The sequence below is a fragment of the Synechococcus sp. L2F genome (genome assembly GCF_024345695.1).
Classification (GTDB): Bacteria; Cyanobacteriota; Cyanobacteriia; order PCC-6307; family Cyanobiaceae; genus MW101C3.
In genome coordinates this window covers 714,119-726,788 of sequence record NZ_JAGQBP010000002.1, presented here as the reverse complement: position 1 = coordinate 726,788, position 12,670 = coordinate 714,119, and the positions used below count along the sequence as shown (strand labels likewise).

The 12,670-nt window shown below is 68.6% G+C and carries 11 protein-coding genes; 6 read left to right on the top strand and 5 right to left on the bottom strand.

The window, feature by feature from the left end:
* Position 1 precedes the first annotated feature (1 nt).
* Entirely contained in the window at positions 2 to 2,539 is a 2,538-nt protein-coding gene (locus KBZ19_RS08445) for a glycogen/starch/alpha-glucan phosphorylase (protein WP_094513775.1), read from the top strand.
* Positions 2,540 to 2,552: 13 nt separating this feature from the next.
* Positions 2,553 to 3,611 carry an acetate/propionate family kinase gene (locus KBZ19_RS08440; protein WP_255100581.1) on the top strand — a complete coding sequence of 353 codons (1,059 nt, stop codon included), beginning with the start codon at positions 2,553 to 2,555 and terminating at the stop codon, positions 3,609 to 3,611.
* Positions 3,612 to 3,614: 3 nt separating this feature from the next.
* On the opposite strand, the gene KBZ19_RS08435 is transcribed toward KBZ19_RS08440, so the two are convergent.
* From KBZ19_RS08435 to KBZ19_RS08425, 3 genes are all read right to left on the bottom strand, one after another.
* Positions 3,615 to 4,094 (bottom strand): hypothetical protein, encoded by a 480-nt coding sequence (locus KBZ19_RS08435; RefSeq protein WP_255100580.1) that lies wholly within the window; start codon positions 4,092 to 4,094, stop codon positions 3,615 to 3,617.
* 55 nt (positions 4,095 to 4,149) lie between these two features.
* A complete protein-coding gene (locus tag KBZ19_RS08430; RefSeq protein ID WP_094513784.1) occupies positions 4,150 to 4,491 on the bottom strand; it encodes a hypothetical protein in 342 nt (113 codons plus the stop codon).
* A 252-nt stretch (positions 4,492 to 4,743) separates the two neighbouring features.
* Entirely contained in the window at positions 4,744 to 5,403 is a 660-nt protein-coding gene (locus tag KBZ19_RS08425; protein WP_255100579.1) for a Coq4 family protein, read from the bottom strand.
* A 376-nt stretch (positions 5,404 to 5,779) separates the two neighbouring features.
* On the opposite strand from KBZ19_RS08425, the gene KBZ19_RS08420 reads away from it, so the two are divergent.
* Entirely contained in the window at positions 5,780 to 6,373 is a 594-nt protein-coding gene (locus KBZ19_RS08420; protein ID WP_255100578.1) for a cytochrome b, read from the top strand.
* Positions 6,374 to 6,415: 42 nt separating this feature from the next.
* Here the strand turns inward: KBZ19_RS08420 and KBZ19_RS08415 are convergent, their stop codons facing one another.
* Positions 6,416 to 7,564, bottom strand: a complete 1,149-nt coding sequence (locus KBZ19_RS08415; RefSeq protein ID WP_255100577.1) for a methyltransferase domain-containing protein — start codon at positions 7,562 to 7,564, stop codon at positions 6,416 to 6,418.
* Between the two features lie 40 nt (positions 7,565 to 7,604).
* Complete coding sequence (locus KBZ19_RS08405) at positions 7,605 to 9,806, bottom strand: FAD-dependent oxidoreductase (protein WP_261346240.1); 2,202 nt, start codon at positions 9,804 to 9,806, stop codon at positions 7,605 to 7,607.
* A 99-nt stretch (positions 9,807 to 9,905) separates the two neighbouring features.
* Between KBZ19_RS08405 and KBZ19_RS08400 the strand changes: the two genes are divergently transcribed.
* From KBZ19_RS08400 to KBZ19_RS08390, 3 genes are read left to right on the top strand one after another with little or no spacing between them, the layout of a single operon-like run.
* A complete protein-coding gene (locus KBZ19_RS08400) occupies positions 9,906 to 10,682 on the top strand; it encodes a TIGR04282 family arsenosugar biosynthesis glycosyltransferase (RefSeq protein ID WP_255100576.1) in 777 nt (258 codons plus the stop codon).
* The gene (locus KBZ19_RS08395; protein WP_255100575.1) at positions 10,585 to 11,334 is read left to right on the top strand and encodes a glycosyltransferase family 2 protein; all 750 of its coding nucleotides are present in this window, start codon (positions 10,585 to 10,587) and stop codon (positions 11,332 to 11,334) included. Before KBZ19_RS08400 ends, KBZ19_RS08395 begins: the two co-directional genes overlap by 98 nt.
* Complete coding sequence (locus KBZ19_RS08390; protein WP_255100574.1) at positions 11,325 to 12,662, top strand: hypothetical protein; 1,338 nt, start codon at positions 11,325 to 11,327, stop codon at positions 12,660 to 12,662. Before KBZ19_RS08395 ends, KBZ19_RS08390 begins: the two co-directional genes overlap by 10 nt.
* Positions 12,663 to 12,670: the final 8 nt, after the last annotated feature.

The window sequence follows — 12,670 nt, the reverse complement described above, 5'->3', positions numbered from 1 at the left end:
GATGACCGAAACCCAGGCCCGCCAGCTGCAGCTGCCCACCCCCGGCTGCTATGCAGATCCCCAGCGCAGCGGTCTCACGGCGGACGATCTGTTCGACAGCGTCACCGGTCACCTCTTCTACACACTCGGCAAGCTGGCACCGGTCGCCACCCGCCACGACGCCTACCTGGCGCTCAGCTACGCGGTGCGGGACCGGCTGATGACGCGTTACCTGGCAGGGGTGGAGGCGATCTCGGCCTCGCCACGGCGGGTGGTGGCCTACCTTTCGGCCGAGTTCCTGATCGGCCCCCAGCTCGGCAACAACCTGGTGATGCTCGGCATCCAGGACGAGGCGGCCGAGGCGATGCGTCGCTTCGGCATCGAGAGCCTGGAGGAGGTGCTGGAGGTGGAGGAGGAGCCGGGGCTGGGCAATGGCGGCCTCGGCCGCCTGGCGGCCTGCTACCTGGAATCCCTGGCCAGCCTGGAGATTCCGGCCACCGGCTACGGCATCCGCTACGAGTTCGGCATCTTCGATCAGCTGGTCCGCGACGGCTGGCAGGTGGAGATCACCGACAAGTGGCTCAAGACCGGCTGGCCCTGGGAGCTGCCGCGGCCGGATCAGGCCTGCACCGTGGGCTTCGGCGGTCACACCGAGACCTACCGCGACGCGCAGAACTGCCTGCGGGTGCGCTGGGTGCCGGCGCAGCAGGCGATCGGCATCCCCCACGACGTGCCGGTGCTGGGCTACCAGGTGAACACCTGCGACCGGCTGCGGCTGTGGAAGGCGGAAGCCTCGGAAAGCTTCGACTTCTACGCCTTCAACATTGGCGATTACTACGGCGCCGTGGAAGAGAAGGTGGGCTCGGAGAACCTCACCAAGGTGCTTTACCCCAACGACGGCACCGATGAGGGGCGCCGGCTACGGCTCAAGCAGCAGCACTTCTTCGTGAGCTGCTCCCTGCAGGACATGGTGCGCAGCCTCGATGCCCGCCAGCTGCCAATCAGCGAGTTTCCCGATCACTGGGCCGTGCAGCTCAATGACACCCACCCGTCGATCGCCGTGGCCGAACTGATGCGGCTGCTGATCGATGAGAAGCACCTGGAGTGGGATCAGGCCTGGGACATCACCACCCGCTCGCTGTCTTACACCAACCACACCCTGCTGCCGGAGGCGCTGGAGAAGTGGGGCCTCAATCTGTTCAGCAGCCTGCTGCCGCGCCATCTGGAGCTGATCTTCGAGATCAACCGGCGCTTCCTGCAGACGGTGCGCATGAAGTACCCCGGCAACGATCAGATCCTGAGGCGGGTGTCGATCATTGCCGAGGACGGCGAAAAGGCCGTGCGCATGGCCAATCTGGCCACCGTGGGCTCCCATCACGTCAACGGGGTGGCGGCGCTGCACAGCGAGCTGGTGCGCACCGAGCTCTTCCCCGATTACGCCGCCATCTGGCCGGAGAAGTTCCTCAACGTCACCAACGGCGTGACGCCCCGCCGCTGGATCGCCCTCTCAAACCCGCTGCTGCGCAGCCTGCTGGATGAAACGATCAGCGCCGACTGGGTGCGCGATCTCGATCTCCTGCGGGAACTGGAACGCTTCCAGCACGACAGCGCCTTCCTCGAGCGCTGGGGCCAGATGAAACTGGCCGTCAAGCGGCGGCTCACCACTTACGTGCACCAGACCACGGGCCTGCTGGTGGATCCCGCCACGATGTTCGATGTGCAGGTGAAGCGGATCCACGAATACAAACGCCAGCACCTCAATGCACTGCAGGTGATCGTGCAGTACCTGCGCATCAAGCACGGACTGGCCGATGGTCAGGCGCCGCGCACGGTGATCTTCGGCGGCAAGGCGGCCCCTGGCTATTACATGGCCAAGCTGATCATCCGCTTCCTCAATGGCATCGCCGATACGGTCAATGCCGACCCCGACATGGACGGGAGACTGCGGGTGATCTTCCTGGCCGATTACAACGTGAAGCTGGGCGAGCGGGTGTACCCCGCCTCCGATCTTTCCGAGCAGATCTCCACCGCTGGCCTGGAAGCCTCCGGCACCGGCAACATGAAATTCGCCATGAACGGCGCCCTCACGATCGGCACCCTCGATGGCGCCAACGTGGAGATCCGTGAACAGGTGGGCGAGGAGAACTTCTTCCTGTTCGGCCGCACCACCGACGGCATCGAGGCCCTGCGCCGCGAGGGCTACCGGCCGTGGGAATGGATCAACGGCATGCCGGAGCTGGCCGAAGCGCTGCGGCTGATCGAGCAGGGCCATTTCAGCAACGGCGACACCGAACTGTTCAAGCCGCTGCTGGAGAACCTCACCGGCCGCGATCCCTTCTATGTGCTCGCTGATTTCACCGATTACCTGCGCGCCCAGGATGCGGTCAGCGCCGCCTGGGCCGATCGGGAGCACTGGAACCGCATGTCGCTGCTCAACACCGCACGCACCGGCTTCTTCTCCTCCGACCGCTCGATCCGGGAGTACGCCGAACGCATCTGGAAGGTGAAGCCCTTTCCGATCACGATCAGCTGCGCCATCGAAGGGGCCGAATCCCCCTGAGCCGGAGGCCGCGATGGAGCCCAGCGCAACGCAGGCCGCCGATCTGGTGCTGGTGCTCAACGTGGGCAGCTCCAGCCTCAAGGCTTGCCTGATCGACCCGGCCGGCACGCGGCTGTGGCAGGACCAGCGCCCCTGGGATCCCGCCGCAGCGGACGAGGTCCTGGCGTCGTTCCTGCCACAGGCGCTGGCCCCGTGGCGTCAGCGCCTGCTGCTCACCGCCCACCGGGTGGTGCACGGCGGTGCCGCGCTCACGGAGCCCACCTGGATCACCCCGGCGCAGGAGGCGGCCCTGGAGGCGCTGGTGCCCCTGGCCCCCCTGCACAACGGGCCGGCGCTGGTGGTGATCCGCTGGATGATGCGCTGGCTGCCGCAGCTGCCGCAGTGGGCCTGCTTCGACACCGCCTTTCACGGCACCCTGCCGCGGGCGGCTTTCACCTACGCCATCCCCGCCGCCTGGCGCGCCGAGGGGTTGCGGCGTTTCGGCTTTCATGGGCTCAACCACCAGCACGTGAGCGAAGTGGTGGCGGTGCCGCGGCTGATCAGCTGCCACCTGGGGGCGGGCTGCTCCCTGGCGGCGGTGCGCAACGGCCTGAGCATCGACACCACGATGGGCTTCACGCCGCTGGAGGGGCTGGTGATGGCCAGCCGCAGCGGCTCGGTGGATCCCGGCCTGCTGCTCGATCGCCTACGGCAGGGCATGAGCGCTGCTGAGCTCGATCACGCTCTGCAGCACGAAAGCGGCCTGCGGGGGCTCTCGGAACTGAGCGGCGACATGCGCAGCCTGCGGCTGGCGGCGGCGGCGGGCCACGCCGGCGCCCAGCTGGCGCTGGAGGTGTTTCTGCACCGATTGCTTCAGGGCATCGGTGCCATGGCCGCCAGCCTGGGCGGGGTGGACGCGATCGCGCTCAGCGGCGGCATCGGCCAGAACGACTTGCTGCTGGAGCAGGAGCTGCGGGAGCACCTGGCCTGGCTGCCACCGTTTCAGCTGCTGCGCGTTGCCGCCGATGAGGAGGGCATGGCCGCCCGGCTCTGCCGCCGGGCCAGCGGCGGCACCGGGCCGAGCGAACACTGACGCTCAGCTGCGATCGGGCAGATCGGGGGTCTGGTGCAGCAGGCGATTGAGGCGCAGGCGATCGGCATTGAGCGGATCGGGAGCCAGCTCACCGGCCGTTTCCCGGAACTTCTGCTCCACCTCCTCCGGCACCCGCACATCAAAGATGCGCTCCATCAGCGCCTCGATCGAGAAGAGGTGGGCGTTGATGTTTTCGAGGTCACTGATCGCCTGCTGCAGGCTGTCCTGCTCCGGCGCGTCGTCGTCAGGCGACTGGGCATCGGGCGCAACGGAACCGGCGGTGGCAGCCGCGGCATCGGTGGCGTCGTCGCCGTGGGTTTTCTGCAGCTCTTCCAGCACGCGGCCCGCCAGGGTGCGGAAGGCCTGAAGGGCAGCCCAGTTGAGCTCCTGCTGCTGGCGCAGGCTGGGATTTTCGCGGATCAGTCGGTCGTGCTCCCGATAGAAACGCTGACAATCAGGGCATTGGCAGGGCTCTTCGGGCACCGCGCTCCCTTGGTTCTTCTCAAACCATCATGCCATTGGACGCCAACCTGTGCCGTCAAGCGAGATCGATACAGGAATCCCCGGTGAAATCATCGTCACCGAAGAGGTCGCCATCCTCCACCTGGGCGGCAGGCAAAGGAATTTCGATCGTGCTCACCACCTGAATCACATCGCGCAGCCGCATCGAATCGGCGAACCAGCTCATCGCCTGCTCCATGTCACCGCGCCGCTCCGCCTCGCCGGCCTGCTCCTCGTGCGCTTCGGTGAGCAGGGCCAGCCAGCAGAGGCAACGGGCCTGCACCACGGAAAGATCGAGCTCATCGGGCTGGCCCCGGGCGATCCTTTCGCTCTCCTGCTGCACCAACAGCCTCAGCCGCAGATCATGGAGCTGGGTCATGCTCAGAAAACGACCTCCCCTACACTAGTGGCGGTGGCCCGTTCAAGCACGGCACCAGTGGTAGTGCCTGCTACCCCTCTGCAAGGTCTCTATGGCCGCGAAGCGAGGTGGTGAGGTGCAGCGGTGAACCGTGTCTGCGCCTGTTTCCTGCCGCTGGCAGTGCCGGGGCCGGGGCCTGGTGAGTGTCGTTGCAGCGTTTCCCGCACGTCGGGCGTCGGCCGGCGGCCGGCGGCGGCGTTCCGGGCCCAGGCTTCAGGCGTTGAGCGCCGCAAGGCCCAGATCCTGGCGCCAGTCGCTCAATGGGCGTTCCCAGTGGTCTTCAAAGCGCTGGGCAATCACCAGGCAGCCGGCCGAGAGGCCCATGGCAAAACCGTTGCTCAAGGCCTGCAACAGCGGGGCGATCGGTTCATCGTCCTGGAGCGTTTTCAGCAGGCCGCCGAAGATCAGCATCACTGCCAGCGGGGAGCGCACCTGGGCCAGATTGAAGGCCTGCAGTCCGAGCTCGCCCACCGCATCGGTGCCGAAGCCGGTGAGCACATGCACGATGTCGTGGGTTTCGCGCAGGCGGTGCACCAGGTAGTCGGACGCGGAGGTGATCGGCGCAGGGTCAAGCAGCGCCTCCAGGGACAGGCCCTGCTCGCTCAGGTGCCGGGCATAGGCATGGCCGAGGCTGCCTACCGGCATGGCTTCGAGCGCCTCAAGGTCCAGCGGTTGCGGTCGCCAGCCTTCTGCCACCAACGCCGCCATCTGCGGGTTGGCGAGCAGATGGCGGTGCATCTGATTGGACAGCGGACTGTTCTGCAGACTCCGCGCCACCGCAAACACGCTGTCGAGCTGGTCGGGGTTGCGCAGAAAGCCGCTCAGTGCCGCCACCATGCGCAGCGACTGCAGGCGCTGGGGAAGGTTGAACATGTGAGCGCTGGATGATTGCGACCATGTTGCCACCGCTGCACCAGGCGGCCGGCGCAGATCACCGTGATTCCAACGCCCTTCGCGGGATGCGCCGATCCATGAACGCCACAGCGCAAGCCATGGCAAGGTGAACAACATCACCGCAACTGCACCACAGTTGTTGACTCTGCTGCAGTGAACAGTGCAGTCAACGCAAATGGGGAAGAGCCAGCCCGACGGACAGTGCCAACGGCAGACTGCGAGCCTGGAGAACAGCAAGCCAGGAGAACAGCGGTGTGTGTCAAGTGGAGATAATCTGGCTACACCGGAGTTCGCGGTTGGTTGCCGATGGCACAGCCGCACCCATCAGGCCCTTCCGCTGGCTGAGATCCACCCGATGAACCAAGACCTCACCACACCCCGAAGACCACGGCTCACCTCGGCCTTTCAGCGGCTGATGTCGGTGCATTGGTGGATGGCAGGGCTCTATCTGTTGTTGTTCAGCGGCGGCGCCTTCATGGCCCAGCTGAGTCGCGAGGTGTCTTTTCGTGGCTCTCTTTATGACATCCACAAATCGATCGGCCTGCTCACCATCGCCCTGCTGCTCTGGCGGATCGTGGTGCTGCTGCAGGTGTGGTGGAAGAAGTACACCCGGCACCTGCCTCGGTTGAGCCCGAAATGGTGGCGCAACATGCTGCTCCATACCCTCCTGTATGGCTTCATGGTGGTGGTTCCACTGGCCGGATTGCTGCTGTCCAATTCGTTCAAGGCAGGCAATGTCGCCTTCTTCGGCCTCGTGATTCCCGATCTGTTTCCTGAAAACAAGGCGATGGTGGAGCTGGGCCGCAGCCTGCACTTCTGGCTCTCCTACACCTTCCTGGCCTTCATCGTTCTGCACACCCTCGCCCAGTGGCGCGTCGTGCAGGCCAACCTGCGCCGGCTGGGTGACACCATCAAGCGCCGGCGGGCCTCAGAGGTTGTTTCCCACTGAAGCGGTCGGCATCGGTCAGAGGCCGCGCAGCGGCAGCGCCGATCAGCAGCAGGCGCCGCTCGTTGTGGACGTGGCCGCCGCAGGCCCGTCGAACGGCAGGGCCGTGCCGCAGCCCTCGAACAGGCCGTAGTGGCGGCTGAAATCGCCGATGAAGCTGAAGTGGGGCGCCAGGCGGCTGCCTTCGAGCATGCGGAAGGTGTTGCCGCAGACGGGAAACACCTTGCCGGCCTCGATCCAGTGGTGCTTGTCGAAAGGCAGGGCGTGGGGGTGCTCGGTGATCGTGCCGCGGTAGATCACCGCCTGGCCGTGGTCTTCGCAGGCATCCTCCAGCTCGGGGAGGTGGAACAGCCGGTAGGTGGCGGAGAAGAAGCGGATGGCGCCGGTGCGGGCGGCCAGCTCGGCATCGGTGATCTCCAGGGGCCGGTCGCTCACCAGGCGGGGATCGGCGAAGCCGGCCTGGCGGGCCAGGCGCAGGAAGTCATTCCAGTAGAGGGCGCCGCTGAGGCATTCGCCGTAGAGCACCGGATCGCGTCGCAGGGCTTCGGGCACGCGCCGGTCGGCGTACACGTCGGCGAAGAAGAACTCACCGCCGCTCTTGAGCAGGCGCCGCACCCCGTTCAGCACGGCCAGCTTGTCGGCCGAGAGGTTCACCACGCAGTTGGAGATCACCAGATCGAAGCTGCCGGGCTCCAGGGGCAGCTGATCGAGCTGCTCGATGCGGCCCTCCAGGAACGTCACATTGGCAAAGCCGAACTGATCGGCGTGGTGCTGCTGGTGCCGCCGGGCCACCGCCAGCTGCTCGGGCGTCATGTCCACCCCCACCACTGCGCCGCCGGGCCCCACCAGCTGGGCCAGCAGGTACACATCACGGCCGCTGCCGCAGCCCAGATCCAGCACCCGCAGGCCCTCCAGCAGCGGCGGCACCACCAGGCCGCAGCCGTAATAGCGCGACAGCACCTCGGGATGGATGCGGGCCAGCAGCGGACGCAGGGCCTGGGGCACGCTGCTGGCGTCGCAGCAGGCGTCGGTGCGCAGGTCGGCGCTGCTGCTGAGCGTGGCGCCGTAGTACTCCTGCACGCCGCGGCTGACGTCGGTGGTGCTGGTGTCAGGGGTGCTGGTGCCCGCCGGGCTGCAGCAGCTGGTGTCGGTGGAAGGGGCGTCGGCGCTGCTGGTGTGGGTGGGGCTGGCCATGGAAGGGTGCAGGGGGATGAACGGGAGGGCTTCGGGGGGCTCAGCCGCGCCGTCGCCAGGCGTGGTAGCGGCGCAGCCAGGGCATCAGGTGCTGGGGCACCCGCTGCTTCTTCCAGCTGGCGGCGGCGTACTTGTTGGCCTCCGCCATGGTGGGGTAGGCGTGAATGGTGGCAAAGATCCGGCCCAGCCCCAGGCCCCAGGTCATCGCCAACACGAACTCGGCCAGCAGTTCGCCGGCGTGCTCGCCCACGATCGTGGCGCCCAGGATGCGGTCGCTGCCTGGCTGGGTGAGCACCTTCACGAAGCCCTGCTCGGCGCTCTCCACGATGGCGCGGTCGAGTTCGTGCAGGGGGAAACGGGTCACGTCCACGGCGATGCCCTGCTGAGCGGCGTCGGCTTCGGTGAGCCCCACCGTGGCCACCTCCGGTTCGGTGAAGGTGGTACGGGGGATCACCCGGTAGTCGGCCTTGAAGGCGCGCAGGTTGCCGAACAAGGCGTTCACCGCCGCATACCAGGCCTGGTGGGCGGCGGTGTGGGTGAACTGGAACGGTCCGGCCACATCGCCGGCGGCGTAGATGTTCGGGTAGTTGGTCTGCAGGAAGGCGTTGGTGGTGACCGTGGCGCCGGTGGGGATGCCCAGCTCCTGAAGGCCGTAGCCCGAGAGCCGGGCGCGGCGGCCGAGGGCGCAGAGCACGGCATCGCAGACGATCGCCCGCTCCTCCTCCCCCTGCCGCAGCCGCACCGTGATCGCGCCCTGGGGGCCGGGCTGGCGCTCGAAGCCGAGCACCGTGGTGCCCATCAGCAGGGTTATGCCGTCAGCTTCCAGGGCCCGTTGCACCTCGGCGGCCACGTCCGTGTCTTCCTTGCTGAGCAGGCGCTGGCTGCGCTGGATCTGGGTGATCGGCAGGCCCAGCTGGGCCAGGGCCTGGGCCAGTTCGCAGGCGATCGGCCCGCCCCCCAGCACCGCCAGCCGCGGCCGCTCCAGGGCGCAGCTGCCGAGCCAGCTCCACACCGTTTCGCTGGTGAGCAGCGGCACCGTATCGCTCCCCGGACAGTGAGGCAGCACCGGCTCGGCGCCGGTGGCCAGCACGATCGCGCGCGCCGTGAGCTTGTGCTCCCCCCCCTCGGGCCCCTGGATCGCCACGGTCCAGGGATCGAGCAGCCGAGCCTGGCCTCGCAGCACCTCCACCCCCAGCCCCTCGTAGCGCTCGACGCTGTCGTGGGGCGCAATCGCCTCCACCTTGGCGGCCACCCGCGCGAACACCTGGCGCACGCTCAGGCGCGGCTCCACCGGCTCAAGGCCGTAGCGGTCGGCGCGACGCATGCGGGCCGCCAGCCGCGCCGAGCTGATCAGTGCCTTGCTGGGCACGCAGCCGGTGTTGAGGCAGTCGCCGCCCATCTCGGCGCGCTCCACCAGGGTCACCCGCGCCTTCACCGTGGCGGCGATGTAGGAGGTGACCAGTCCTGCCGCGCCGGCGCCGATCACGATCAGGTTGCGGTCGAAGTGGCGGGGGCGCCGCCAGGGGCGGTAGAGCTGCCAGATCTGCCAGCGGCGGGTGGCCGCCTTCGCCAGCCAGGGGAACAGGGCCAGCAGCAGCAGCGAGCCCAGCAGCGGCGGGCTGAGGATGCCGCCCAGGCCGCGCAGCTGGGCCAGCTGGGTGCCGGCGTTCACGTACACCAGCGTGCCGGGCAGCATGCCGATCTGGCTGGTGAGATAGAAGCTGGCGGCCCGCATCGGCGTCAGCGCCATCAGCAGGTTCACCAGAAAAAAGGGGAACACCGGCGCCAGCCGCAGGCTGAGCAGGTAGAACACCCCATCGCGCGCCACGCCCGCCTCGATCGGCGCCAGCTGGCGGCCGAAGCGCCGCCGCACCAGATCGCGCAGCAGGGTGCGGGCCACCAGGAAGGCCAGCAGGGCGCCAACGCTGGAGGCGATCGACACCAGCAGGGTGCCGAGCCCCAGGCCGAAGATCGCCCCGCCGGCCAGGGTGAGCACCGCGGCGCCCGGCAGCAACAGGGCCGTGACCAGCACGTAGAGGAGCATGTAGGCCCCGGCCATCAGCACCGGCGCCTGCGCCCGTCGCTCCAGCAGGGCGGCGTGGGCGCGCTGCAGGCCCTCGAGGGTGAGCTGGCGGTGCAGGCCCAGAGCGAAGAAAAGCACCACCACCAGGGCGATGGCGGCGATCAGCAGCAGCTGGCGCCAGCGGGGCCGGCCAGATGGTGGTGAACCAGACGCAGACATGGAGGAGGCGCTTCCCTAGACCTACCGGCAACAGCGTGGTGCGGATTGGCCGGCAACACCGTGGCGTGAACCGGCCGGCTGGGGCAGGCAGCAAACCGGATGGGCCACTGGTCGGTATTGCCTTGGTGGCCACCCTGGAGGGCTAACCCCCTGCTTCCGCCTGTTCGAATCGTCATCCTCGCCAAAGCGCCCGTCCCGGGGCAGGTGAAGACCCGGCTGGAGCCGGCCCTGGGACCGGCCGGCGCCGCGCGGCTGGCCGAACGGCTGCTGCGCCGGACCATCCGCACCGCCTGTGCCAGCGGCCTGGGCGTGGTGGAGTTGTGCACGACGCCTGCTCCCGACCATCCGGCCTGGCGGCGGCTGAACCTGCCGGCGGAGCTGGCCTGGAGCGAGCAGGCCGAGGGGGATCTCGGTGCGCGCCTGGCCGCCGTTGATGAGCGGGTGCAGGCGACGGGAGCGCCTCTGGTGCTGCTGGGCATGGATTGCCCCGGCCTCGGCGTGCAGCATCTGCAGGTGGCGGTGGCCCAGCTGACCGCCAACCAGGCCGCACTGATTCCCAGCCGCGATGGCGGCTACGTGTTGCTGGCGCTGAGCCGCTTCGCTCCCTCCCTGTTCCGCGCGATCCCCTGGAGCACGGACGCCGTCTGCGGCATCACCCGCGAGCGGCTGCGCACACTCGGGTGGTCGTGGGGAGAGCAGAGCCCCCTGGCCGATATCGACGAGCCTGCCGATCTGGCTTGTCTGCCACTGGGACTGCGCGCACACCTCGAGACCTGCCATGGCCATCGATTCATCCCAGAGCCGACCGGAGCCCCAGCCCCCGTTCACAAGGGAACTGCTCGACAGCCTGCAGGTGGTGATTCCGGTGCGCAATGAACGACTGACGATCGCCCATGTGATCGGCCAGCTGCAGCACCAGGGGCTGCGCCGTATCCGGGTGGTGGACAACGGCAGCAGCGATGGCAGTGCCCTGATCGCCGCCGCGCAGGGGGCGGAGGTGCTCAGCGAGCCGCACCCCGGCTACGGCAGGGCCTGCTGGCGCGGCTGCCTCGAGCTCGACCCCGCGGTGCGCTGGCTGCTGTTCTGCGATGGCGACGGCAGCGATCCGATCGAGGAGCTGCCCCGCTTCCTGCCGCTGCTGCACGACCACGACCTGCTGCTGGGCGACCGCACCGCCACGGCCCTGGGGCGGGCGGCACTCACTCCCCTGCAGCACTGGGGCAACCGCCTGGCGACAGGGCTGGTGACCCTGGGCTGGGGCTTCCGCTACCGCGACCTGGGGCCCCTGCGCCTGGTGCGCCGTTCCGCCTTTGAGGCGATGGGGATGCGCGACAGGGGTTACGGCTGGACGCTGGAGATGCAGGTGCGGGCGATCGAACTGGGCCTGCGCATCGGCGAGATTCCCATCTCCCACCGGCCGCGTCTGGCCGGGGACTCAAAGATCTCCGGTCGCTGGCGCGCCAGTGTGCGGGCGGGAAGCGTGATCCTCTCCACCCTCGGCCGGCTGTGGCTGCGGCGATGGCGCTGAGACTCCAGCTGCCGGCGGAGCTGAGGCAGATGTGGCTGCGGCAGGTGTGGCTGCGCCAAGCCTTCAGCGCCCTGCTGCTGATCGGTGGGGCGTTGATGATGCGCCCCCACGGCGATCTGTTCGACCCCGCCAACCTACAGCCGTTCTGGCTGGCGGCAGCGGTGATGGGGGCGGGCTTTGCCCTGTCCTGGTCGCTGGCTGCGCTGCCCCGGGCGCTGTTCTGGGCGGTGGCGGTGCTCACGCGACTGCCGTTGCTGGGCATGGAGCCCGGCGACGACATCTGGCGCTACCTGTGGGAGGGGGGGATCCAGCTGCAGGGCTTCAGCCCCTACGACCTGCCGCCGGATGCCGCGGCGCTGGAGGGGCTGCGCACGCCCTGGTGGCCGCAGATCAACCATCCCGGCACCACCGCCATCTATCCGCCACTGGCGCAGCTGCTGTTTCGGCTGCATGCCGCCGTGGCCCAGCAGGCGCTGCTGTTCAAGCTCTCCTTCACCGCCGCCGACCTGGCGATCTGCGGCCTGCTGGCGGCGCGTTTCGGGGCGGCACGCACGGCGCTGTACGCCTGGAATCCGCTGGTGATCTACGGCATCAGCGGCGGCGGCCATTACGACAGCTGGTTCCTGCTGCCGCTGGTGGCGGCCTGGCTACTGAGCGAGCGCACGCCCGGGCCCCAGGGCGCCCGCGCCCAGGCCGGGGTCGACCTGTTGCTGGGCCTGAGCGTGGCGTTGAAGTGGATCACCCTGCCGCTGCTGATCCAGCGGGCCTGGAGCCGCTGGCGGCAGACACGGCGGCCCGGGCCGCCCTTGGCCACAGTCCTGGTGGGGCTGGCCCCGCTGCTGCTGGGGGCCTCCCTGTTCTGCGGCCTGCGCAGCTGCCCGCTGGTGCCCACCGGCTCCAGCTTCGTCCGCTACGGACGCAGCGCCGAATGGCTGCCCCACTGGATCGGCCGGCTCTGGCCCTGGACGCTGCAGACCAATGCCGTGCATGGGCTGCTGCTGCTCCTGGTGGTGGGGGTGCTGCTCGCCGGCCGGGCGCGGCTGGGGGTGTTCGCCTGGCGCTACCTGCTGGCCCTGCTGCTGCTCTCCCCGGTGGTGCACGCCTGGTATTTCATCTGGCTGATGCCCTTCGCGGTGCCCAGCCAGAACTGGGGGGCGCGGCTGGTGAGCCTCTCGGCGTTCGTGTATTTCGTGCTGCCCTCGCGGCTGCCCGACTGGCAGCTCACGCCCCCGGAACGGCTGCTGCTGTGGCTGCCCTTGCTGCTGGGTCTGCTGCTGAGCCTGCGGGGGGAACACCATGACCGAACCGAATCGTCCGCTCAGCGGTAAACCCCTGG